Origin of the sequence: Mesorhizobium sp. Mes31 (assembly GCF_024519675.1) — a bacterium.
GTDB lineage: Bacteria > Pseudomonadota > Alphaproteobacteria > Rhizobiales > Rhizobiaceae > Mesorhizobium.
In genome coordinates, this window is sequence record NZ_JALJRL010000017.1 from 47,822 (window position 1) to 71,987 (window position 24,166).

At 61.1% G+C, this 24,166-nt stretch carries 19 protein-coding genes; 4 read left to right on the plus strand and 15 right to left on the minus strand.

What is annotated here, in order from left to right; translation table 11 throughout:
- Positions 1-14 precede the first annotated feature (14 nt).
- From NR193_RS24950 to NR193_RS24965, 4 genes are all read right to left on the minus strand, one after another.
- Complete coding sequence (locus tag NR193_RS24950) at positions 15-8,579, minus strand: GH36-type glycosyl hydrolase domain-containing protein (RefSeq protein ID WP_256753410.1); 8,565 nt, start codon at positions 8,577-8,579, stop codon at positions 15-17.
- A 145-nt stretch (positions 8,580-8,724) separates the two neighbouring features.
- Positions 8,725-9,345, minus strand: coding sequence for a Tim44/TimA family putative adaptor protein (locus NR193_RS24955; RefSeq protein ID WP_256753411.1), 621 nt, complete (start codon positions 9,343-9,345; stop codon positions 8,725-8,727).
- A gap of 61 nt (positions 9,346-9,406) precedes the next feature.
- On the minus strand, positions 9,407-11,002 hold the full coding sequence (ctaD, locus tag NR193_RS24960) for a cytochrome c oxidase subunit I (RefSeq protein WP_256753412.1): 1,596 nt from the start codon (positions 11,000-11,002) through the stop codon (positions 9,407-9,409).
- Positions 11,003-11,106: 104 nt separating this feature from the next.
- A complete protein-coding gene (locus NR193_RS24965; RefSeq protein WP_256753413.1) occupies positions 11,107-11,769 on the minus strand; it encodes a 5-formyltetrahydrofolate cyclo-ligase in 663 nt (220 codons plus the stop codon).
- Positions 11,770-11,808: 39 nt separating this feature from the next.
- Between NR193_RS24965 and NR193_RS24970 the strand changes: the two genes are divergently transcribed.
- Complete coding sequence (locus NR193_RS24970; RefSeq protein ID WP_256753414.1) at positions 11,809-12,741, plus strand: LysR family transcriptional regulator; 933 nt, start codon at positions 11,809-11,811, stop codon at positions 12,739-12,741.
- An 86-nt stretch (positions 12,742-12,827) separates the two neighbouring features.
- Here the strand turns inward: NR193_RS24970 and NR193_RS24975 are convergent, their stop codons facing one another.
- From NR193_RS24975 to rnk, 3 genes are all read right to left on the minus strand, one after another.
- Positions 12,828-12,956 carry a hypothetical protein gene (locus tag NR193_RS24975; protein ID WP_256753415.1) on the minus strand — a complete coding sequence of 43 codons (129 nt, stop codon included), beginning with the start codon at positions 12,954-12,956 and terminating at the stop codon, positions 12,828-12,830.
- 95 nt (positions 12,957-13,051) lie between these two features.
- Positions 13,052-13,654, minus strand: a complete 603-nt coding sequence (locus NR193_RS24980) for a nucleoside-diphosphate kinase (protein ID WP_256753416.1) — start codon at positions 13,652-13,654, stop codon at positions 13,052-13,054.
- 119 nt (positions 13,655-13,773) lie between these two features.
- On the minus strand, positions 13,774-14,238 hold the full coding sequence (gene rnk, locus NR193_RS24985; protein ID WP_256753417.1) for a nucleoside diphosphate kinase regulator: 465 nt from the start codon (positions 14,236-14,238) through the stop codon (positions 13,774-13,776).
- A 473-nt stretch (positions 14,239-14,711) separates the two neighbouring features.
- Here rnk and NR193_RS24990 point away from each other — a divergent pair, with 473 nt between their 5' ends.
- Complete coding sequence (locus tag NR193_RS24990) at positions 14,712-15,569, plus strand: universal stress protein (protein ID WP_256753418.1); 858 nt, start codon at positions 14,712-14,714, stop codon at positions 15,567-15,569.
- 7 nt (positions 15,570-15,576) lie between these two features.
- Here NR193_RS24990 and mnhG read toward each other — a convergent pair whose 3' ends face one another.
- The 8 genes from mnhG to NR193_RS25030 all read right to left on the minus strand — a co-directional run bounded on the left by mnhG (position 15,577) and on the right by NR193_RS25030 (position 22,530).
- Entirely contained in the window at positions 15,577-15,966 is a 390-nt protein-coding gene (gene mnhG, locus NR193_RS24995) for a monovalent cation/H(+) antiporter subunit G (RefSeq protein WP_256753419.1), read from the minus strand.
- Positions 15,963-16,244 carry a K+/H+ antiporter subunit F gene (locus tag NR193_RS25000; RefSeq protein ID WP_256753420.1) on the minus strand — a complete coding sequence of 94 codons (282 nt, stop codon included), beginning with the start codon at positions 16,242-16,244 and terminating at the stop codon, positions 15,963-15,965. The genes mnhG and NR193_RS25000 overlap by 4 nt, the downstream gene beginning before the upstream one ends.
- On the minus strand, positions 16,241-16,726 hold the full coding sequence (locus NR193_RS25005; protein ID WP_256753421.1) for a Na+/H+ antiporter subunit E: 486 nt from the start codon (positions 16,724-16,726) through the stop codon (positions 16,241-16,243). Before NR193_RS25005 ends, NR193_RS25000 begins: the two co-directional genes overlap by 4 nt.
- Entirely contained in the window at positions 16,723-18,366 is a 1,644-nt protein-coding gene (locus tag NR193_RS25010) for a monovalent cation/H+ antiporter subunit D (RefSeq protein WP_256753422.1), read from the minus strand. The genes NR193_RS25005 and NR193_RS25010 overlap by 4 nt, the downstream gene beginning before the upstream one ends.
- Positions 18,366-18,707 (minus strand): Na+/H+ antiporter subunit C, encoded by a 342-nt coding sequence (locus tag NR193_RS25015; protein ID WP_256753423.1) that lies wholly within the window; start codon positions 18,705-18,707, stop codon positions 18,366-18,368. Before NR193_RS25015 ends, NR193_RS25010 begins: the two co-directional genes overlap by 1 nt.
- Positions 18,707-21,625, minus strand: coding sequence for a monovalent cation/H+ antiporter subunit A (locus tag NR193_RS25020; RefSeq protein WP_256753424.1), 2,919 nt, complete (start codon positions 21,623-21,625; stop codon positions 18,707-18,709). The genes NR193_RS25015 and NR193_RS25020 overlap by 1 nt, the downstream gene beginning before the upstream one ends.
- A gap of 306 nt (positions 21,626-21,931) precedes the next feature.
- On the minus strand, positions 21,932-22,138 hold the full coding sequence (locus NR193_RS25025) for a hypothetical protein (RefSeq protein ID WP_256753425.1): 207 nt from the start codon (positions 22,136-22,138) through the stop codon (positions 21,932-21,934).
- A 92-nt stretch (positions 22,139-22,230) separates the two neighbouring features.
- Entirely contained in the window at positions 22,231-22,530 is a 300-nt protein-coding gene (locus tag NR193_RS25030) for an XRE family transcriptional regulator (protein WP_256753426.1), read from the minus strand.
- A gap of 314 nt (positions 22,531-22,844) precedes the next feature.
- Here NR193_RS25030 and NR193_RS25035 point away from each other — a divergent pair, with 314 nt between their 5' ends.
- Positions 22,845-23,375, plus strand: coding sequence for a hypothetical protein (locus NR193_RS25035; RefSeq protein ID WP_256753427.1), 531 nt, complete (start codon positions 22,845-22,847; stop codon positions 23,373-23,375).
- Between the two features lie 11 nt (positions 23,376-23,386).
- Positions 23,387-24,085: a CBS domain-containing protein gene (locus tag NR193_RS25040; RefSeq protein WP_256753428.1), complete on the plus strand. Its 699-nt coding sequence runs from the start codon at positions 23,387-23,389 to the stop codon at positions 24,083-24,085.
- Positions 24,086-24,166 lie beyond the last annotated feature (81 nt).

Here is a 24,166-nt window from a genome sequence, read left to right on the forward strand (position 1 = left end):
GTCCCTCGCTCGCGTCAACCCAGCGTAACCAGGAGTTCATGAACGCGCGCGTCGTCGATCAACTCGACCCGGAGGGGACGCTGAACGAGCAATATCCCATCCAACTGAGCCGAAGCCACCCCCCGGGAAAAGCCATTTGGGTTGTCTACCTTTATTCGCATGCGGGCAGAACGGCGACGGAGAGTGACCTCGAACCCTGGCCAACTGTTCGGGATGCAGGGGTCGAGATGCAGAAACGATCCCTCGAACCGCACGCCCAGGATGCTTTCGAGCCCGGCGCGGTGCATCCAGCCAGCCGAGCCCGTGTACCAGGTCCAACCGCCATGTCCGATCTGACCGGGCGCTGAATAGATGTCGGCAGCAACCACATATGGCTCCACCTTGTAATGTCGGAGTTCGGGCCGCGTGCGGGCATGGTTGATCGGGTTGAGTTGCGCGAACAAGCCCGTCGCCTTGCCGCCTTCGCCGAGGAGGGCAAAGGCGATGACCGACCACGCTGCGGCATGGGTATACTGGCCGCCATTCTCACGAATGCCGGGTGGATAGCCCTTGATGTATCCCGGATCGTGCGACATATGGTCGAAAGGCGGCGTGAACAACAGCGCCAGACCGTTGTCTTCGTCGATCAGTTCGCGTTCGACGGCAACCATGGCTTGGGCTGCGCGCTGAGGCTCGGCTGCGCCGGAGATTACTGCCCAGGATTGCGCAATAGAGTCGATGCGGCATTCATCGTTCGTCGCCGAGCCAATCACGGCGCCATCATCGAACCAGGCGCGCCGATACCAGTCGCCGTCCCATGCCTGGTGTTCGAGCGACTCCCCCAGCGCCGAGGCATGCGCGCGCCAAGCCTCAGCTCGTACCGGATCATGACGTGTATCAGCCACCCCAGCAAAGGCGGTCAGGGTCGTATGCAGGAGCCAAGCCAGCCAGACGCTCTCGCCCTGGCCGCCTTCACCCACGCGGTTCATCCCGTCGTTCCAGTCGCCACCGCCCATCAGTGGAATACCGTGGCTGCCTACCGCGAGGCTCGCATCAAGGGCGAGGGCACAATGCTCGTAAAGGCTAGCAGTTTGGAGCGAAATAGCAGGTGAGAAAAAGCTGTCGTGCTCGTCAGCGGCCAGATTTGGCCCCGCCAGGAAAGGGACGAGTTCGTCCAGGAGCGCGGCGTCGCCTGAGACCTCGATGTACTGTGCGACGGCGTAAGCCAGCCACGCCTTGTCGTCGGAAATCCGCGTGCGCACGCCCTGGCCTGAATGCGGCAGCCACCAATGCTGAACGTCGCCCTCCGCAAACTGGCGGCCCGCGGCACGAATCAGATGTTCGCGCGTAAGCGAGGGACGGATTGCCGCCAGCGCCATGCCGTCCTGAATCTGGTCGCGGAATCCGTATGCCCCGCTTGCCTGATAGAAACCCGACCGGGCCCAGATGCGACACGCGATTGTCTGATAGAGAAGCCAACCGTTCAACATGATGTCCATAGACCGATCGGGCGTTTTGACCTGCACCGCGCCGAGAATGTCCTGCCAATGCGCACGCACCTCGTTCAACACGGTGTCAAGATCGGCCCGACGATACCGCGTGATCAGTTCGACGGCCTCACCGGGGCCGGCGGTGTCGCCGAGGAAAAGGACGATTTCGGTTTCCTCTCCTGGAGCGAGCTCGATGATGGTCTGGAGAACGCCGCAAGGGTCGAGGCCGGCGCCGACCGCTCCCGAAAGGCGGGCGCCGGCCGCCAGGCCGGCCGGGTCGGCAAGGTCGCTGTTGCGGCCGATGAACTCCCGACGGTCGGCCGTCCAACTTGTTTGACGTCCACCCAAGTCGAGGAAGGCGACCCGAGATCCAAAGTCAGCGCTCCATGGATTGCGTGCGAAAAGCGCGCCGGATCCAGGATCAATCTCCGTCAGAACGAACGGAGCCGATGAGGCGCGGGAGACGCCGAGTACCCATTCGACATAAGCCGTGACGGACAGCCGGCGACGGCGGTTGGTCGTGTTGCGGAGTCTGAGGCGCGATATCTTGATCGCATCAGTCAAGGGTACATAAACCAGCAATTCCGACGCGATGCCGTGCGCCTCATGCTCGAACCGGCTGTATCCCCAACCATGCCGGGCCACGTAGGTGCTTGCGTCATCACGGATCGGGGATGCGGTCGGAGACCACAATTCGTCCGTATCCTCATCGCGCAGATAAACCGCTTCGCCCGATCGATCGGTGACTGGATCGTTTGACCACGGCGTCAACTGGTGTTCGCGGCTGTTGACCGACCAGGTGAAGCCGCATCCCTCGGCGGACATTTGAAAACCAAAAGCAGGATTGGCGACAACATTGATCCAAGGCGCAGGGGTCGACTGACCAGCGCCAAGGACCGTCACATATTCCTTACCATCATCGGCGAAGCCGCCGAGGCCGTTGAAATATTCAAGCTGCAAGCGCGGCGCCGCCACCGGTCGCAGCGGGCGCCGGGCGCGAGAGCTTCGGGCCGGCGGGATCCCGTCGCCGGCATCGGAAATGCGGTCGAGCTGTGCGGCTAACCCGCCATGCTCGGCGACGAGCACGATCCGCGCGATTGATCCAAGCAGCGCGCGGGTCTCCGTCGGGACCAGGTCGGCTCGGAGGACGAACACACGACCGGCGGAGGCGTCCTGCGAAATGGCCGACGAGAGCCCACCGTAGCTGGTCCGCACCAAGCCCTCGAGGGCGTTTTGCAGATCTTGAATGTAAGAAGAGGCGCGCTCGTTGATGATGACGAGGTCCACCGCGAGCTGTTGATGGCGCCAGTACTCCATCGCCTGAAGAAGTTGATGCGCGATCCGCATATCGTCCGCATTTGCAATACGCAGGAGGATAATGGGCAAGTCACCGGATATGCCTTGTGCCCACAGTCCGGGTTGTGCGCCTGCACCCCGAAGGATGGTCTCCGAGGAGGAACGCAACGCGGGCGTGGCGTAAAGCAGATGGCCCGCCAGACGCTGAAACAAGGTCGCATCGGCTCGATTGATCCCGAGATGATGGAGTTCCACTTGCGCCTTCGTCCAGGCGAGCGTCGCGGCGCGGTCGAATGCGCTGATGTCATGCGTTTTGTCGATCAGGTCAAGAACCCCCGTCCGCGATTTAGCGACCACAGTCCAGTATGCAATGCGAACCGGCGCACCAGGAGCGAGGTGCACACGACGCCGCAGCGCGAAGATGGGATCGAGGACCGATCCTGTCGATCCGGAAAGGAGCCGACCGTCGATCACAGCGGCGGGGTTGCGGACGCCTCGTCCTCGGCCGAGGAAGCGGCCTCTGTCAGTTTCAAATTCAGGCTTTCCTACACTCGCGCCCTCAACCACCGAATGATGCGCGGCCCAGATTTCAGGTTCGTCCGGCGAGCGCCGCCGCCGCGTGGCCAGGATGGCCCCCGGACGCGTATCGTACTCGGTCTGGACGAAAAGTTTCGCGAAGGCTGGATGGGCGGCATCGGTGGCCGGGGGCGCCATGACCACCTCGGCGTAGGATGTGACCTCGATGTCTCGCGAGCGACTGCCGGAATTGGTGACGGTCACACGGCGTACCTCAGCGTCGTCCCCCGCTGAAACAACAACCTCGAGGATGGTGCTCAGCTCGCCGTCGCGCCGCGAGAATGTGGCGCGATCCGCGCTGAAAGTGACCGCGTAGTGATCCGGCTCAACGCCCGTCGGGGCGATCCCCGCCGACCAGACTTCGTCGCTCTCGATATCCCTGAAATAGATGTAGGATCCCCAATCATCGCAGGTTGCGTCCTCTCGCCAGCGTGTAACAGCCAGCGCGCCGTAGCGGCTGTATCCCGAGCCGGCCGCCGTCAGCATTACGCTGTAACGGCCATTGGAGAGCAGGTGCGTCGCAGGCGTCGCGGCATAGGGGTCGACGCGCCGCGAGGCTTCGGGCAGATCGAGCTCCCGGATCTTCGCCACGGAAATCCCGTCGCTCGCCCAAGGCGACTGCACCGCGACCTCGCGGGGCATACGTTCCTGTAGCAGCAGCTCGGCGGCCCTCATCATCGGCTCTGCGTGGAAACGGCGCCGCATCGCGCCTCCCAACAAGGCGTCTGCGATGGCGGCGATCGTCATGCCTTGGTGATGGGCCATATAGGCATGGACAACCGCGACGATTTTTCCGTCCGGCAATCGAGCGGGCGTGTAGTCGAGCGCCTCGAAAAACCCGTGACGGCCCAGGCCGCCCTGCGCGACCAACTGCTCGAAGTTTCGCGCTGCAGCAACCGGATCGACCGTCGCCGCCAACGCGGTCGCATAAGGCGCCACAACGGCATTTTCGCCGAGTCCTCGCTTCAATCCGAGCCCCGGCACGCCAAAATTGGAGTATTGATAAGTTAGTTCCAGGTCGCGAGCGTTATAGGCGGATTCAGAGACACCCCAGGGCACGCCGAGGGTTTTTCCGTATTCGATCTGCCGCCGGACAATGACATGGTTGGTCTGTTCGATCATGCTGCCTGCCGGTGAGCGCATGACGATGGACGGCATCAAGTATTCGAACATTGAACCCGACCACGAGATCAATGCCGCGCTGCCATCGACCGGAGTGACATCGTGTCCGAGGCGAAACCAGTGTCGGGCGGGAAGGTCACCTTTTGCGATAGCGACGTAGCTTGCCAGCCTCGCCTCCGACGCCAGCAGATCGTAGCAGCTTTCGTCCATCACGCCCTCGGTGACCAGGAAGCCAATCGAGAGCAACATGCGTTGGCGGTCGAGCAGGAAATCGAATTCCATCGCCATCGCCAAAGTTCTGGCAGTTTCGCCAATAGCGGAGAGACGTTCCGACATCTCGGCGGCAGTTGGTCCCGAACTGTCCAGATCGCGTTTATGACTGGCGATTGAGTTGCGGATGGCGCGTGTCCAAAAAAGCATGTCAGAGCTGCCGTCCTCGGCCCGTTCGAGCGCCAACGCCTGAGTGATGTCGACCAAGGTCTCGGCCGATGTCGCCAGCGCAGAAAGGAGGTTAGGCATCTCTTGAGGGGCGGCCGGCGGTCGATGTAGGTCAGCCGTGAGAAGGGCGATGGCGTCGTCGAGCTGACGCCAGGTGACGGTATCGGTGCGACGGCTGTCTCGCAGCGTGTTGACCTCATCGACCATGATGTTGAGAGCGTCGTCTATTCCTCTCAACCGCGCTGCCGCACTGAGGTCGCCCCAATCCTTGCAAGCGTTGGCGAGCGCGATGAGATGTCCGGCGAGATTGCCGCTATCGACGGAGGAGACATACCGCGGATCGAGGGGACGAAGATCGCGGGTATCGTACCAATTATAGAAATGTCCACGAAAGCGGTCGAGGCGCCCCATGGTCGAAAGCGTCGCTTCCAGACGCTCGACCGTGTCGGCGACACCGAGCCAACCAAAATCGTGTGCACTCGCCGCCGACAGCAGGTAGAGACCGATATTGGTCGGCGAGGTGCGATGGGCGACGACCGGCGCGGGATCCTCCTGGAAATTGTCTGGGGGAAGATTGTTGTCGTCCGCGGAAACGAAGGTCTCGAAGAACCGCCAGGTCCGTCGCGCGATCATCCGCAAGGCGCGAGCCTCCGCCACGGTCGGCGCTTGCACCGCCGCTGCTCTGACCGAAGGCAGGCTCACCCACCTGGCGATTGCGGGAGAGGCGATCCACAGGATCGCAAACGGGACGGCAAGAAACCAGGTCTGGTTTCCGGAAAACAAGGCTACGATCGGCGCGGCCACACCGATCAGCACCGCGCCCGCCATCCAGCGATAGTAAGCGGACGTTGTAGGTTCGCGACCAATTGTGGCTTGTGCCGACGGGGTCCATTCGAGAAGGTTGCGCCGGGTGATAAACAGCCGGAACAGGGTGCTGGCGATGGCATCGCCCATCAGCCACGCCTGGTGCGCCAGCAAAGTGATTATCAACAGTGATTGAAGCAGGGCGAGGCGAAAGTCCGACATCACGGTTTTGAAGTGAATGCGCTGGCTGAGACCGGCATGACGCGGTGCTATCCCTGCCAGAGCCGGCACGGAACTGGGCAACACAAGCGTTGCCACGACAAAGATCGTCCAGATTACCGCGGCGTCGAAAGGCAGCAGCCATCCCGCCATGAGCGCGAGCAGGCACGTGATCGGAGAAAATGTGCGCCGCAGATTGTCGACCATCTTCCAACGACCACTGGCAGGCATTGTTACGGAGTGCGTACGGCCCCCTCCCAGCAGACTGGACCACCCTAATATCCACGGCAGCAACTGCCAGTCCCCGCGCGCCCAACGATGATACCGAAGTGACGCAACATCATAGCGGGCCGGGTAGGCTTCGACGACCTCGATGTCGGCGGCCAGAGCGGAGCGGGCAAATACGCCTTCGAAGAGGTCATGGCTGAGGAGGATCGAATCGGGCGAACGGCCCTTGAGTGCGAATTCGAAGGCGTCGACCGCATAGATGCCTTTGCCTGCGTAGGACCCTTCCTCTAGCAAGTCTTGATAGACGTCGGCTACAGCCGTTGAATACGGGTCGATCGCGTTCATGCTGGAGAACACGCGCTGGTAGACCGATCCCTCGGCTGCCGTCGGCAGCGCGGTGGCAACACGAGGCTGCAGCACGGCATGGCCTTCCACGACGCGGCCGGTGGCCGCGTCGTGGCGTGGCTGGTTCAGCGGGTGCGCCATCTTGCCGATCATGCGCCGGATCGAATCACGCCGAAGTCTCGTATCCGCGTCCAGTGTGATGACATAGAACACGCCCTCCGGAACCTGAGGCGGCCGGCCATCAAGGCTCAGGAATGTGGTATCGGAAGCACCCCGCAACAATTGGTTCAGCTCATGAAGCTTGCCGCGTTTGCGCTCCCAGCCAATCCACTTTTGTTGGCTCTCATTCCATACGCGCCGGCGATGGAGCAGCAGGAAACGATCGCCGCCAGGCGCTTGTCCATGGCGCAGGTTCAGGCGCGCAATCGCATCGATGGCAACTTGAAGGAGTTCCTGGTCACCTTCGACGGTCTCGGTCGCCGCGTCGGTCCAGTCAGACAGCAAGGCGAGTTGAACATCACCAGCGATGCTCGCGAGATAGTGGATTTCCAACTGTTCGATTTGCGCGGCAACAACCTCGCGGGTCGTCAGCAAGGTCGGCACAACCACGAGCGTGCGAAGCCGTTTGGGCACGCCATCGCGAAGTTCGAGACCCGGCAGTTGGGTCGGGCCGAAACGGTGGGTCAACTCCTGGTTGACGAGCGCAACCGCTGCGTCCAGGGCTGGGATGGCCCCGAGTGTTCCCAGTATGCCCAACCATATCCAGCCAGGACTGGCTTGAGCATGGACGACGATCGGCATCGCCAGCAGGAGCGCGGCCACGATCGCGCCCGCACCGATATACCCTCCAATGCCAAGCGTGCGATAGAACCGCCCGAATAACAGTCGAGGTCGTGGGCGAAATCCAACTTCCGCTTCGAACTCGACACGACCGCCTGCGCAAAGATAATAGCCAGGATCGGTCTGGCGTTCGTCTGTCTCCAAGGCTTCAGGCTCGGCCTGAGCGCCGGTTAAAACCGCTCGGTGAGCGATTTCCAGCTCACTAAGGCCGGATCCGCGGGCGAGTTCCTCGACGGCCGTGCGGTACAGATTGCGGGTCGGGAAGTCCATCTCCGCAAAGCTGCAGCCATCCGCCAACACAGCGTCGATCAGGGTGACGCGTTCGAAGATTTCCGTCCAATCGACATCGGACATGCGGCGCATGCTGGTGATGATGTTTCGAACGGTAACGTTGGCCGAAATCTGCTTTTGTTGCTCGTCATTGACAGCTGCGTCTACGGTCTTCCCCTGCGCCGCCAGCCGTTTGTCGAGATGTATGAACAGTGACGAGACGGAGGGACCTTCATCGCGTAGCCGATGAACGAGTTGAAGGAGGAAGGCCTCGGAGAGCACCCCTTGATCGAGCTCGTCCATGACGGACTTAGGAGGCTCGGCCGCATGCCCACCCACCGCGAGAAACCTGTCGGCAAGATCATCCGCTCTGCGGCGCTCCTCGCGGCTATAAACGATACGCGCTGCGATCCGCCTGAGGTTTTCTATTAGAATGACCCTGAGAGTAATCGCCGATGCCCAGAGTTCGCCGATCATCAGTGGCTGGATGGTTTGATAGGCGTGTACGTAGTCGCACCACGCGTCGACATCGAACCGGCTGTCCGTGTGGGCGACGAATGCCCAAGCCATCCCGAAGACACGCGGATAGCCCGCAAACGGGCCGTCCGCGAGCGTAGGGAGTTGGCGATAGTAACGAGGTGGCAGATCCAATCTGACTTGTCGGATTTGCCGTTCCACTTGATGGAAATTATCGATCAACCACTCCGCGGCAGGAGTGATAGCCGCCCCGTCACCGACCGCCTCGCAGATGGAGCGATAAGCAGCGATCAGGCTGGCTTCATTGTCGGTGAGCCGCTTCAGCAGCGAATGCCCGTTCGGCCTGTCCTGCTTGATGTGCTGGGCGGCCGCCAGGCTGCGGGCGTGCTCTTGCAGTCGTTCGACGCTGAACAACATTTCGCGAACAGCGTTCGTATCGTTCCAGGGCGAAGGCGCCGGCGCCAAACCAAAGGCCCGACGAAGCAGGGTGGCCATCAACATGTCTCCACCGCACCTGCAGCGCAGATGCGTTCCAAAGCGTCATGGCCGTTGGTCCTCTTACGCTGACCCACGGCGTACGTGACGAGGCCTACATGACCAGGCGTCGCCCTCCAGCGGTTACCGGAAGGGGCGCAAACCGTTATTCGCCGTCCGTGGCGATCAACATCCAATTCCGCTTCGTTGACTGGGTTTCACAGGCGAACGTCCACGTATCGATCACCTCAACGATTTGCTCGGGATCGCCGGCGACGATCGCATCGTTGGCCGAGCGTGTAACGCTGACCACGTCGGAAACGAACCGAACAACAACCTCAGCGGTACCGTCTTGCTCGAGAGTATCGACGACCTTTGCTTCACTGGTGCCGATGAAGGTGAGATGCAGCGTCTCCTCGCGATCCCGGCGTCCGGCAATGGCTCGCTCAAAGGTATCAAGCACTTCCGGCCCGACAAGGCGCTTCAACGTCTGGATGTCACTGTCCGCATAGGCCCGCAGGATAGTTTCATAGGCTGTCTTGGCGCCAGCCAGAAACGCGGCGATGTCGAAATCCGGGTCGATCTTTCGAATCCCATCCAAGGGGGTGTCGGCGGAGGGCGTGCGTTTGTCACTGCCGGTCCGTTGGTCCGTCGGCGCATCGTCCCGCTTGGCCTTGTCGGTGCCAGGGCGCGGCTGAGTTTGGCCCCAACTGCTCAGCAATGCCCAATAAAACGCGATGATTCCCACGAGCAGGATGTGGTTGTTCGGATCTGTGGTCTCGTTCATGACGTTCTCCCGACAAGATGTCGAAGCGACAGCAGGCGCCGATTTGGAACAGGAGGCGAAGCTAGAGGATGCGCGGCAGCTTCTCCCACTGATGGAAGGGCGGCGGCGATGGCAGTTGCCATTCGAGCGTGGTCGCCCCTTCGCCCCATGGATTGGCGCCAGCCTGGCGTCGGCGGCTGAAAGCTTCCGCCACCGTGATGAAGAAGACGACAAGCCCAGCCGTTGAAATGTAGGACCCGATCGACGACACGAAATTCCAGCCGGCGAAAGCGTCGGGGTAGTCGGCATAGCGCCGCGGCATGCCGGCCATGCCCAGAAAATGCTGTGGGAAGAAGACGAGATTGACGCCGATGAACATCAGCCAGAAATGCAGCTTGCCCAGCGTTTCGCTGTACATGTAGCCGGTCATCTTCGGGAACCAGTAATAGAAGCCAGCGAAGATGGCGAAGACTGCACCCAAAGACAGCACATAGTGGAAGTGGGCGATCACAAAATAGGTGTCGTGCAACGAGCGGTCGATGCCGGGGCTGGCGACCATGATCCCGGTGACGCCGCCGATGGTGAAGAGCAGGACGAAGCCGAGAGCCCACAGCATCGGCGTCTTGAACTCGATCGATCCTCCCCACATGGTCGCCAGCCACGAAAACACCTTCACCCCGGTTGGAACGGCGATGACCATTGAGGCGAAGGCGAAGTAGCGCTGGCTGTCCACGGACAGACCCGTGGTATACATATGATGCGCCCAGACGACGAAACCGATCGCGCCGATCGCCACCATCGCATAGGCCATGCCGATATAGCCGAAGATCGGTTTTTTGGCGAAGGTCGAGATGACGTGGCTGATGATGCCGAAGCCGGGGAGGATCATGATGTAGACTTCGGGATGGCCGAAGAACCAGAATAGGTGCTGGTAGAGGATCGGATCGCCGCCGCCGTCCGGCACGAAGAAGGTCGTGCCAAAGTTGCGGTCCGTGAGCAGCATCGTGATCGCGCCGGCGAGCACCGGCAGCGACATGAGAAGCATGAAGGCGGTGACCAGCATCGACCAGGCAAACAGAGGCATCTTGTGCATCGTCATGCCAGGTGCGCGCATGTTGAAGAGGGTGGTGATGAAGTTGATCGCGCCGAGAATCGATGACGCTCCCGCAAGATGGATCGAAAGGATGACGAGGTCGACCGCAGGGCCCGGTTGGCCGGTGGTCGAAAGTGGCGGATAGAGCGTCCAGCCGCCGCCATGACCGAGCGTGCCGGGCGCTCCAGGAACGAACATCGAGGTGATGAAGAGGATAAACGACATTACCAACAGCCAGAAGGAAATGTTGTTCATGCGTGGAAAGGCCATATCGGGCGCGCCGATCATGATCGGCACCATCCAGTTGCCGAACCCCCCTATCAGCGCCGGCATGAGGACGAAGAAGATCATGACCAGCCCATGGGCACTGACGACGACGTTGTAGACAGCCGGGTCGCCGAATATCTGCAGTCCCGGTTCCTGAAGCTCCATCCGGATCAGCACCGAGAGCGCGGTGCCGAGTACTCCCGCCATGATCGAGAAGATCAGATAGAGCGTCCCGATGTCCTTGTGGTTGGTGGAGAACAGCCACCGGACGAGAAACCGGGGCCTGTGATCATCCAAGGTCGTGGCTGGATTAGACATGATGTGCTTCCTGCTTTTCACTGCTGGCAGGCAAGACGGCCTCAACGATGGACGGCATCCGCGATCCGCCGTCACAAAGGGGATCAGGCCTTGCCTGCACTCATTCATTCATCCGTGACGATCACATCCATCGGAATGTCGTGTGGCTGCGGATAGATGGTCTGGATCCTGCTGCCGGCGTAACCGACGCCGACGACGAGCGGCCGTTTCGGCGCGGCGGCCAGGGTTCGGTCGAAGAAGCCGCCACCGTAACCCAAGCGGTAGTTTGCCTGGTCGAAACCGACGACGGGTGCGATGACCACATCCGGTTGGACAGCAGGTCCGTGAGAAGGGACAAGAATATTCCAGACGCCGCGTTCGAGCGGGTCTCCTGGCCCCCAGATACGAAACTCCAGCGGCCAGCCTTTCTTGATGACGACTGGAAGCGCAATCCGTCCGCCGCGCTCGATCACCTTTATCGCCCAGTTGCGGAGATCGGGCTCACCGCGGAATGGCCAATAGCCGCTGACGATCCGCCCGCTCACCCGACCGACAGCCAGGTCGAGAGCGGAAGCGATACGCAAAGACCTCGCATTGCGTTCCTCGGCGTCGATCGCGAGACGCTCATCGATCAGGCGCTTGCGTTCCGCCTTGCGCCATCGACAGACATCGGGCCATGCGTCCTGAACTGCCGGCTCAGTGCCGTACCCGGGGACAAGTTCGTGCATGAAGCATGCTGGAGAGGCGTATTCTCTCGTCTCCGGGTAGACATCCTCCTGATCAGACATCGCACGCTCCATATCCGTTGCAGCGGAGACCCCGCTTCCGTGGACGTTGCGCTGCGTAAAACAGGAAGGCAAACGGAATTAAATGCTGTATTAGTGCAAGATTATTGCACTGAACTGAAAGCTGTGATGGACATCGACCGCGCGCGCACGTTTTTGGAAATCGTCCATTCCGGCAGCTTTCTGAGAGCTGCCGACCGACTCCACGTCACCCAGACAACTGTGAGCGCGCGGATACGCACGCTGGAGGAAGAGCTCGGACGTCAACTCTTCATCCGCAACCGCAATGGCGCGCAGTTGACGCCGGCGGGCCGGGAGTTCGAGCGGTTCGCCCAGTCATTCGTGCAAATTTGGGAGCGCGCCCGCCACCAGCTCGCCATCCCATCGGGACGGACAAGCGTCGTCGCCCTGGGCGGAGAGCTCAGCCTATGGAACCCGCTGCTGCTCGACTGGCTGGTCTGGATGAAGAAGGCCAGGCCGGAAATCGCCATTCAAGCCCAAGTCGGCGTGCCGGACCAGCTCCTCGAGCAGCTCAGGACCGGCGTTCTGGACATTGCGGTGCTCTATGCGCCGAAGCTGCTGCCGGGTTTCAGGGTAGAGCTTCTCGTCGAGGAGCAGCTCGTCCTGGTTCGCACCACCGACAGAGATGGGGAACCGGTCGGCTCCAAGGACTATGTCTATGTCGACTGGGGGCCGCTGTTTGCGGCCCAGCATGGTGCCAGTTCCTCTGCCTTCGGCGAGCCGGGATTGATGGTCGGCCTTGGCCCGCTTGGGCTGAGCTACATCCTGCGCGCCGGCGGAATGGGTTATTTCCGCAGGGGCGCAGCAGCTCCCCATATCGAGGCGGGGCAGCTGGAGGTGGTAGAAGGCGCGCCGGAATTCACCTATCCAGCCTATGCAGTCTATCCGGAAGCAAGCGAGGCGCGAGCCGACGTGCAGGAGGCGCTACGTGGATTGAAGCAAGTTGTGAAATGATCGTCGCTCCCGGCGCGAAGCCACGGTTCGCGTTAGTGGAAGGATCGCAAAGACTGCAATGACAAGCTGTCGGCTTCGTCGGTCATCTACATTTCGATCAAAGCGTAGGCCAGGCCAAAGATTCCGGTCATTAGAACGGCGAAGAATGCCCAGCCTCTCAACGCGGCTCGCACATCTTCAGGCTTGGCGCCTTTCTGGTTGTCGTAATCATCCATAATCAGATCCTAGTTTGTTGGGCTCACTTGGTACAGGCAAGGGCTGACGGAACGCTTGTCTATCCGCCTTCACAGCCTTCGGGATAGTCGAGCTTTCAGGCCGCTGACGGACCCGGGTCGTCGAACCCGGGGTCGAAAGCCGCCATGCCTTGCTTTGCCGCTTTGTCTTGCGCCTCATCGGAACGATGGACGACGCGCAGAACCGGTCCGCCCAACCCCCACGAGCCCGGCTCGGCACCCCCCGCCAGCTTCAGTCTCTCGCGCCTTGCGGCTTCTGGCTGATAGACCACTTCATGCACAGTCAGCGTTTCAAGGCCGCCGTCCGTTGTCGGGATGGATATGGACTGACCTTCGGCCAGACCAAGCAGCGCCAGGCCGCGCGGATTGGTGATCGGCAAAAGCATGCCAACCAGACCGCGCATCTCGTCATGGGCGACGATGCGGGTTTCGGCAGGGCCGTCGTTCACCCGATAAGCCACACGGGTACTGAGTGTCACGACGTTTGCCGGGACGTCTTCCCGAAACATTACAACTGCGCTCGAAATCTTCCGTTGAAGGATAGCCGAGAAGGCATCGCGGGCAGGGCGGCGCTCCTGCATCACTTCAAGAATCGTGTAGTCCTTGGTGGTCAGTTGACAGCTATCGATAGTGGGCATGGCGCGTCTCCAGCCGGTCCTCTGCAAGGGATCCGGCGTCAAGCAATTGATCGGGTGTGGAAAGCTACCCCTGTGCCGGGCCAGGATAGGCCGGCGCAGGGGTCACACTCCCGCGATGAGGCTGCCCGCGTGATTGAGGAGACGGATGGAAACGCCCATGACTAGACGCCCGCCACAATTGTCGAAGACGCTGGCGCGCGCCGATCGGCTACATCGCCTTCCGGAGCGGGCTGGCTCACGTCAAGCACCAACAATTCGTGTCGACGCCCGTCCCGGGCGGTCCACATGATCGACTGGCCAGCCGAGAGGCCGATCAGGGCCGTGCCAATCGGCGTAAGGATCGAAACCTTGCCTTCTGAGATGTCGGCATCGCCAGGGAAAACCAGCGTCACCGTTTTCCGATCGCCGGTGTCGGGCTTGAACGTCACAATCGAGCCCATCCGGACGGTGCCGGCGGAGACCCAGCCATCGGCGACGATGCGCGCGCGCTCGAGTTCGGCGAGCAACTCATCTGCCGCCTCCGGATTTCGGGCGGCAACGGTGTTCGCGAGGGCCGACAAACGTGCGTGATCCGATTGTGAGATGCGGATGTTCGGCTTGCGCCGGGTTTTCTTGTTGTCTTGCATTTGAATACTCATGTTCTGCCTCGCGTCCGGGACCCGCCGAAGGGGCCGTCAACGGTTGTCAGTGCGACGGAAATTTATTGCTGAATGCGCCGATACTGCAGGGACTGATGCGACCCTGCGCCAATGTCACATGTCGATTTCACATGCTCACCCCTCGGCTCGGGGCGCGCATGGCAGCCGAGCCGGGGGTTACGATCCCGCTATGGGGCAAACCCGGAAAAGAAAATCGCGGCGGATTTTGGCGGTGGTGCTCATACACCTATAGTTGGGGAAGCAATTTGCGAAGTCAAGCCGCGCGGCGCCAGGCTCAGCGGCAAGAGAAGGCGATCAAGCATTTCCGGCCGCCCTTGCAGCACAGTGAAGCCGCCGCATAGGGTGCCCTTTCGACTACGCGAGAGCATCGTCAACTAGATCACTACCCAAGTCTGCCGAAGGATAGGTATGATCTCACGGACGAGAAACACGGAGCTGCCATGAAAATCCTTGCCGCGACCGATTTTTCCACCCGTTCACAACGTGCACTGCGGCGAGCCGGCCTCCTGGCGCGGGACGTCAGCGCGGAACTCACACTCGTCCATGTCGTCGACGACGACCAACCCCTAGGCATGCTCGAGCTCGAAAAACGCGAGGCGCAGAGATATCTTGAAGAGCAAATGGGTTCGATCGCTGAACTGCGGGGGCTCCACTGTAAGTCTACGGTTGTCGCCGGCGATCCGTTCGACGGCATTTTGAGGGCGGCCGAGGCGCATGCGATCGATCTCATTGTCATGGGCGCGCACCGCAAGCAGCTGCTGCGCGATATTTTTGTCGGAACGACTATCGAACGGGTGATCCGTACAGGACCATGCCCGGTGCTCATGGTGAATGCAGAAGTAGAGCATTCATACAAAAAGGTGATGGCTGCCGTGGACATGTCCAAGCCGTCCGCGCGGGCGATCAGGACGGCTAGGGAAACCGGGTTGATTGGCGACGCCAGTCTTTCGCTGGTCCATGGTTTCGATGCGTTCGCCAAGGGAAAAATGTCAAATGCTGGAATAGGCAAGGACGAGATCGCGCGCTACGTGGCGGCAGAACGTTTGCAGGCGGGCAGGGAACTGGTCGCGTTTCTGGAAGCGAACGACTTTGGCGTCGACAACTGGTCGCTGCGTATCAAGGAAGCAGGCCCCGTCGAAGCGATCATGGAGGCGATCAAGGAGGTTGCCCCCGATCTTCTGGTGATCGGAACGCATGGCCGTTCGGGCCTCATCAAGGTACTTCTGGGAAGCGTGACAGAAAGCATTCTGCGATCGGTCGACGTGGATGTTTTCGCGGTGCCGCCGATCCGAAGTTGATCGAGGCCTATACGCCAGATGATCGTGGCTGTTCGTCTTGGGATTCCGCGGCCATCTCGAATGGCGGGACGCCATCGTTACCCTCGCTGCGGTCCCGGTAAAGCGCCGCGCGCGCCAGGAGCATAAGCGAGACGGGTGTCGTGACAGTCACGAACAGTGCGATCAGTATCTCGTGCAGGACAGGTTTCGACTGAAGCACTGAATGAAAGATGATCGAGGCGATCAGAACACCTCCCGTGCCCCAGGTGGTCCCTAGCGTCGGCGCATGGATTCGTTCGTAAAAACTTCTGAACCGCAGGAGCCCGACCGACCCGAGCAGGGTCAGCGCCGATCCCAGGATCAGGAAGAACCCCGTGAGCAGAGCCGCCCAGACCGGCAGGTCGCCGAGACCGGTCATTCTATTACCTCGCCGCGCATAAGGAATTTCGCCAGCGCCACGGTCGAGACAAAGCCGAGCAGCGCGATCACCAGGGCAGCCTCGAAATAGACCGTGCTGCCGGCACGGATGCCGAAGGTCAGCAGCAGAAGCATGGCGCCGACATAGAGCGCATCGAAGCTCAGGATCCGGTCCTGCGCGCGCGGCCCCCGAACGAGGCGCAGCAGAGAGCACGCCATTGCGGCGACCAGAAGCAATTGAGCGACGGTGACGGACCAGACGATTATGACGCCGCTCATTCGAAAATCTCCATCAACCGCCGTTCATAACGCTGCTTGATCAGGTCGATCCACGCCTGCCGGTCGATCAGGTCGAGAACATGGATCCGAAGCCTGCCGCTGCCGGCATGATATTCGACCCAGGCGGTGCCGGGCGTACTAGTGATGATGCAGGCGAGTACAGCCAACCCAGTCCGGTCGCGCAGTTCGAGAGGGATCATCACGAAGCCGGATGTTCGCGTACGCCGCCTGCCTTGCAGGATGACCCCCGCAACGGCGATGTTGGAGCGAAGAATGTCCGCCAGGACGATCAGGACCAGTTGCGGGATCATGTCCCAGCGTCGTATTTTTGGTTTGGAGGGTTGAAGCGCTGCCATCGCCAAGGACGCTGCAAGAGCGATTATGCCGCCGAGAACAACCTGGCCGACGGACAGACCATTGAGCAGCATCCACATGACGAGCAGCGAAGCTGTCAGCAGCGGATAAGGCAGAAGAGCGCTCATTTGTCCCTCGGCGCGTTGGGGCCTGGTATCGGCTGGGCGGACAGAACATCTCGCAAATAGTCCGCTGGCGAATGCAGGGACTGAGCGGTCGCCTCCATGTAGCGCATCATTTGTCCACCCTGGACCGTCATCAACAGGCAGAGCGTCAGCAGGAAGGCGACAGGCGCGATCTCCAGCAGCAGCACGCGGGGTATGGTGCCTTCGATCGGCGCCCAGAAAATCTGGATGCCGGCGCGCATTGTGGCGATCAGGGCACAGAGGCCGGACAGGATCAGCAACGCGACCAGGGCCCATGTCGAGCTCGCGATTACGCCGCCGTCCGCCACCGCATCGGGGCGCACCATCGCGCTCAGCAGCGCGAACTTTCCGACAAATCCCGAAAGCGGTGGCAGGCCCGCAAGCAAGAGGCCGCATGCCGCGAAACAGATGCCGAGAACGGCCAGCGTGCCGGGGATGGCAACGCCGACTTCCTCCTGCTCTGGCACTTCCTCCTCCATGTCGTCGCCATAGGCTTCCATGGTCACCGATAGAACATTTGCGGCTGGGTCCTGCACCCGCTCGACGAGCTCGATCAGGAGAAAGAAAGCGCCGATCGTCAGGGTTGAACTGACCATGTAGAAGAGGGCTCCGGCAGTGACTCTCGCATCGGCCATGCCGATCGCGGCCAGCAGTGTGCCGGATGAGACCAGGATGCTGAAGCCGGCGAGCCGGCCCACCGCCTGCGACGCCAACACGCCGACAGCGCCGAAGGCGATGGTGGCCATGCCGCCGAACAGCAGCCACGAGTGGCCAAAGCCCGCTGTGGCCCCAGCGTCCACGCCAAACAGCAACAGGGAAAGCCTCAGCAGGACATAGAAGCCGACCTTGGTCATGATCACGAAGATCGCGGCGACCGGGGCCGCTGCCGCCGAATAAGCGCCCGGCAGCCAGAAGCTCAGCGGCCACATCCCCGCCTTGACCAGGAAGGCGACGCCGAGGACGGCGGCGCCGGCTTCGAGCAGCATTCGATCCTGCGCCGGCACCGCCGGGATTCGCTGCGCAAGATCCGCCATGTTCAGTGTACCGGTCACGCCATAGATCTGGCTGACGCCGATCAGAAACAGCGACGAAGCCGCGAGATTGACTGCAATGTAGTGCAGGCCCGCCTTGACGCGGAGCGGTCCCGAGCCATGCAGAACGAGACCATAGGATGCGGCCAGAAGGACCTCGAAGAAGACGAACAGGTTGAACAGGTCGCCCGTGAGGAACGCCCCGTTCAGCCCCATCAGCAGAAGCTGGAAGAGCGTGTGGAAATGCGGGCCTGCCTTGTGCCAGCGCGCCAGCGAGAAGGCCAGGGAAGCGAGCGCCAGTACGCTGGTCAGGACCAGCATCAGGGCAGATAGCCTGTCGAGCACGAGCACGATGCCGAACGGCGCCTGCCAATTGCCGAGCAGGTAAACGCCGGTTGCTGCGCCGGACGAAGCGCTGGCATTGTCGGCCGAGCGAAGTAGAGCGATGGCGATGACCATCAGCGCAAGCGCCGAGACGATGCTGATCACGGCCTTGATGACATGGCGACGCTCGTCCAGCAGCAGCAGAAAGGCCCCTGCCGCCAGCGGCAGGACGATCGGCATGATCATGAGATGACCTGCCGTTTCCATCAATTGGGCTCCCTGCCGTCGACATGGTCGCTGCCCGTCAAGCCGCGCGATACCAGCAGCACCACGAGGAACAGGGCAGTTGTCGCGAAGCCGATGACGATCGCGGTCAAAACAAGCGCCTGCGGGATGGGGTCGGCGTAGTCCGCTGGGTTGACCACCGCGCCGGATTGGAGAACGGGCGGCGTATTAACCCTAAGTCTGCCCATTGAGAAGATGAACAGGTTGACACCATAGCCGATGAGGGACAGGCCGATGATGACCTGAAAGGTCCGCGGCCGCAGCAACAGCCAAACGCCGGACCCCGTCAGCACGCCGATCCCGATGGCGAGGATAAGCTCCACTACGCGATTTCCTCGTTGCTTTGCGCGGCGATCCGCGATGCGCGCAGTCGGCGGATGGACTGGTGGGCGAGAGCGATCAGCATCAGCACGGTAGCACCGACAACGAGCGAGAAGACGCCGAGATCGAAAAGGGTCGCGGTAGCCGCCGGCACGGAACCGATCAGCGGCAGCTCGACATAGCGGGAATACGAGGTCAGGAACGGGTATCCGAACAGCCAGGAGCCCGCGCCGACGAGGGCCGCCACGAGAAGCCCGAAGCCGATCCAGTTCACCGGCAGGACGCGCAACCTGTCTTCAACCCAGCGTGTGCCCTCCGCCAGATATTGCAGAATGAAGGCGGCCGCCAATGCTATGCCGGCGACAAAGCCGCCGCCGGGGAGGTCGTGGCCGCGCATGAACAGATAGGCGGCGAACACGATGATTACCGGGAACAGCCATTGCATGATCACCGAGGGGATCAGCAAATAGTCGCTCACCGTATCGCCCGCCTCGCGGTCGGGCCGGGCTTCGTCAAATGCCCGCTGGACGCGTTGCTGTTCAGGGGATTCCACATTGTCGGGCGCCGGCCGGAACCGGCGAAGCAGGGCGAACACCGTCAAGGCGACGATGCCGAGAACCGTGATCTCGCCGAACGTGTCGAAACCCCGGAAGTCTACCAGGATGACGTTGACGACGTTCTTGCCGCCGCCTTCCGAATAGGCCTTTTTCAGGAAGAAGTCGGCGATAGTGACTGGCGGGGTCCGCGTCATGACCGCATAGGCGATAATCGTCATGCCGGTTCCGCACGCAACCGCCATGGCCAGATCGCGGTAGCGGCGTAGTCTTGCCCCCGTCGTTGCCACGCCGCGGGTGACGTCTGCCGACCGCTTGGGCAACCAGCGCAGGCCGAGAAGGATGAGAACTGCGGTCACCACCTCTACGAGCAGTTGAGTGAGCGCGAGGTCTGGCGCGGAAAACCAGACGAAGGTGATGCAGGTGACAAGTCCGGCGCCGCCGAGCAGGATAAGCGCGAACAGTCGGTGGAACTTGGCTTGCCATGCGGCGCCGAGGGCGCACACGACGCCGACCGCCCAGATGCCGGCAAAGGTGACGTCGAGGCCTTGGACTGTCAGCCGACCGGGATCGAAACCTAGCCTGTGGAGTGGCCATGCGGCGGCGATGAAGGCCACGACGATTAGCAAGCGAAGTTGCGGCTGGAGCCGACGCGTTCCGAGAATGCTTTCCAGGAAGCGGGCACCTCTCCACGAGACCGCCACCATCACGCGCTCGAAGACGCGCTGGCCCCTGAGGCGGCGGAAGTAGGGCGGCCCGTCCTCACAGCGCGCCAGATAATCCTTCAGCAGCAGATAAAGGATTGCACCACCGGCGAGCGCCAACACGCTCATGAAAAGCGGAATCGTGAACCCATGCCAGACGGCCAGACTGTACTCCGGCGTCGCGGGCCCCAGGACGGAGGTGACGGCGGTGTGGAGGAACGGGCCGACGGTCAGGCCGGGTACGGTCCCAACCAGGAGGCAGGCGAGGACAAGAAGCTGGATCGGAAACCGCATGAAAAACGGCGGTTCGTGAGGTTCGCGAGGCAGATCGGCCGGCAGCAATCCGAAAAACACGCTGTGGATGAACCGTGCCGAGTAGGCAACTGCGAAAGCACTGCCCAGGACGGCTGCATAGGGTGCTGCGGTATCGAGAATGGAATCGGCGTGCGTTGCGATCGCCTCGGCGAAGAACATTTCCTTGGAGAGAAATCCGTTCAGGAGGGGCACGCCAGCCATGGCCGCGCTTGCCACCATGGCGAGCGTTGCGGTGTAGGGCATGAAGCGGAAAAGTCCGCCCAGCCGCTGCATGTCGCGCGTTCCGGTCTCATGGTCGATGATGCCGGCGGCCATGAACAACGAGGCTTTGAACGTGGCGTGGTTGATCATGTGGAAGATGGCGGCGACGGCCCCAAGGGGGCTGCCGAGGCTGAGCAGAAGTGTAATCAGACCGAGATGGCTGATGGTCGAGTAGGCGAGCAAACCTTTTATGTCCCGCTGGAAGATCGCAAAATACGCCCCCAGCACGAAAGACATCATGCCGGCGAAGCCGACAATCCAGAACCATTCGTATGTCCCCGCAAGCACCGGCCACAGGCGCGCCAACAGGAACACGCCGGCCTTCACCATGGTCGCCGAGTGCAGGTAGGCCGAGACCGGGGTCGGTGCGGCCATGGCGTTGGGCAGCCAGAAGTGGAACGGAAACTGCGCGCTCTTCGTGAACGCCCCGAGGAGCACAAGAACCAGGATGGGCACATAGAGATCGTGGGAGCGGATAAGGTTGCCTGAAGCCAAAACACGATCGAGGTCGTAGCTTCCAACGATAAGACCGATCAGCAGGAAGCCAGCCAACAGACCGATGCCGCCGATGCCGGTAATCGTCAGCGCCATGCGGGCGCCGTCTCGGGCACTGGCGTTGTGGTGCCAATAGCCAATCAGCAGGAAGGAAAAGATGCTGGTCAGTTCCCAGAATACGACCAGCAGGATCAAGTTTCCGGAAATGACGACCCCGAGCATTGATCCCATGAACGCAAGAAAGAACGAAAAAAACCTGGGAACCGGATCTTCCGGCGACATGTAGTAGCGCGCATAAATGACGACGAGGAAGCCGATGCCGCTTATGAGCACGGCGAACAGCCAGGCAAATCCGTCCATTCGCAAAGTGACATCAAGACCAAGCGTTGGAAGCCATTCGATATCGCTGCGCACCACGCCTCGATCGAGTACGGAGGGATAAAACATGACCGCCAGACACAGACAGATAAAAGCCACTGCGCCGGCGAGAATAGCTGCGGCGTTGCGGGCGTTTGTCGGGAGTATGATAGCGGCAAGGCTGCCTGCGAAAGGCAGGACGATCATCAGAATCAGCGATGTGTCGTCGGTCATCTATTGTTGCCCAAAGTCATCGGAGACAACCCCTGCCTGGCTCCGCCCATTATGGTTCTCCGATGACATTGGGCAAGGCATTGATTGGTGCGTTCTCCGTAACAGCCGCGCCGCGCGAGGGCCAGTCAACTGGAGGTAAGAGTAGCTTGGAGAACTCGCTGACAAAGATCAGGAATTCGCATGCCAGCGACTGTACGGTGCTGGGAGCCCCGCCGCGGACTCTCAAGAAAGGTGGCGTTCGGCTGCTTCCGGCATGCCGTCAACGGCACCTGTCACCAGTTGGGATCCGATCCGTTTGACGCAGGCCTAGTGGCGGCGGACGCCAAGCAAGGTGGCTATCACCAGTTCTCTTCCGGCCCTGTTTATCCCGGTCCCGCCCGGTCTTTCTTCCGCCAGTCCGAGAAAGACAAGGCGTTCGGCCAAGGGTTTCGATAGAGATGGGTAAGGTCCACGGTTCATTCGCTTGAGTGCCGTTTGCTCGTCCTCGGTGAGATCGTCCCAGATAACCGTCATAAAGGACTTCCTTGCTCGCGTCTGCGCAGCCAAGCGGGATCTGAGCTGCCCAGCAGTCGACTGTGAGCGTCGACCCATCGGGCTCCGAAGACCTATGGAACGGCGTCCGTTCCGACGATGCCGCCTTCATTTTCCAGGACGCCGATTCGTCTGACTTCCGAGCGGTTGAGTTTCAGGCGAACGCCGACACCGCCGCCGTTCTCCGCGATGAAAACGGCGCCGGCGTTTTCAAGCGCGGTTTGCAACGTGTCGCAGATATCCTGGTCGGGAAGACTGATCCGACGCTCGAATTCCTCGATGACCAACACATCCACGCCTGAATTGCCGGAGAGCTTGTCACGGGTCCATTCGACCAGCGCGCGAGCGGCACGGCATTGAGCACCAGTGATCATCGTAAAATCTCCTGCTACCACTTTCGAGGCCGAAATCGCCGCTTGCTGAAAGCCAGGGCAATCCCGGGGGCAGCAGCTTCATCCAATCAAAAATGCATATCGAATCCGAAAAAGGAAGGGCTGCGCCGCGCGCTGCGATCGAAATTATGATGCAAAATAATTGTGCTAAAGGGGCAATAAATTTCGTTTGTCTTGCAGATAAGGATGAGTGAAGCTCGTGCTTAGCGAAATTGACACATTGGGTGCCAGCCAGCAGGTCTCAACGCCAGGGGAGCTCTTGGCGTTATCGCGCGAAGGGCACCTTGGGGTCCGCGATGATCATAATGGACAGGCTTGAACACGATTTCGGCAGAATCCTTTCCGGCAGGGACATTCAGCGTCATGTGGTAGGGCGAATGGTATCTGCCAGCCGCCTCGACGTAGATGGCCGCATCCCAATCGCTCCCGCGGGTGACAATGCTCTCAAAAGACGGCTGCGTGAGGAACTGCTCCTGCAAGCACAGACCCGGCTGCCGATCACCTATGCAAGACTGGCCGAGAGCATGGTTGGTTCAGAGGGAACAGGCGTGATCCGGGATGCACTCGAACAACTGATGGACGACGATGCGGACGAAGGCCTGCCATTGCTTGCGGCTGTTGCCGTGAAGGCGCTCGAGCCCGGTTTGCCCGCTCCCTGGTTCTTCCGGAAAGCCGAGGATATGGGATTGTTCGCTGGCGATCCGGCCGATCTAGAAGCCTATGCTTTCCATGCAAGGGAGTTCTATCGCGCGATCCACCTCCATGCTGGCAACGGGCAAGGCTCCGGAACGACCTTGCCGCCGGGTCTGGCGCCTGCAGACAGGTGAAGGAGAACGAAATGCTGATCGCCAAAGACGTCATGACGTCACCGGTCATCGCGGTAGGACCTGACAGTACGGTGGATGAGGTCGCCGATATTCTCCTGTCGCACGGGATCAGCGCCGTGCCGGTCATTGATCGAGGTGCGCTGCTGGGCATCGTCAGTGAAGGAGATCTGATCCGCCGGGCGGAGATCGGTACGGCGCCGCAGGGTTGTTCCTGGTGGCTTCATTTTTTCACCAACAACGCGGTTCAGGCGGAAGGCTATGTCAAGTCTCATTCTGAGCATGTGATCGACGTCATGACAAAGCAGGTTGCGACGGTGGTCGAGAGTACGCCAGTCGGCGAGATCGCAACCCTGCTTGAACACAATCGGATCAAGCGTGTCCCCGTGCTTCGCGACGGAAAGGTGGTGGGGATCGTCAGTCGCGCCAATCTGGTGCGAGCTTTGGTCGTTGCCAGGAAAGGTTGGCGCGCTCCGGCCCCGCATGACGACAGCAGTATCAGGCTGGAAATTCTCGGCGCCTTGCGATCCGAATCATGGCCCTCGACCGGAAGTTCGGACGTGACGGTGACCAACGGCGTGGTCACTTTCTGGGGAGCTTACCTGTCGGAGCAGGAGCGGAAAGCCTCGCTCATCCTGGCTGAAAACACCGCTGGCGTGCGCGCTATCGATGATCACCGTATTCCCCTCGATATGACCTACGGCGTGCTTTGAAGTCGAATGACCGGTAGATTGGATCATGTCACGCCGGCAGCCCCGATTTCGCCTGCCGGCACGGACATGAAATGTGCAATC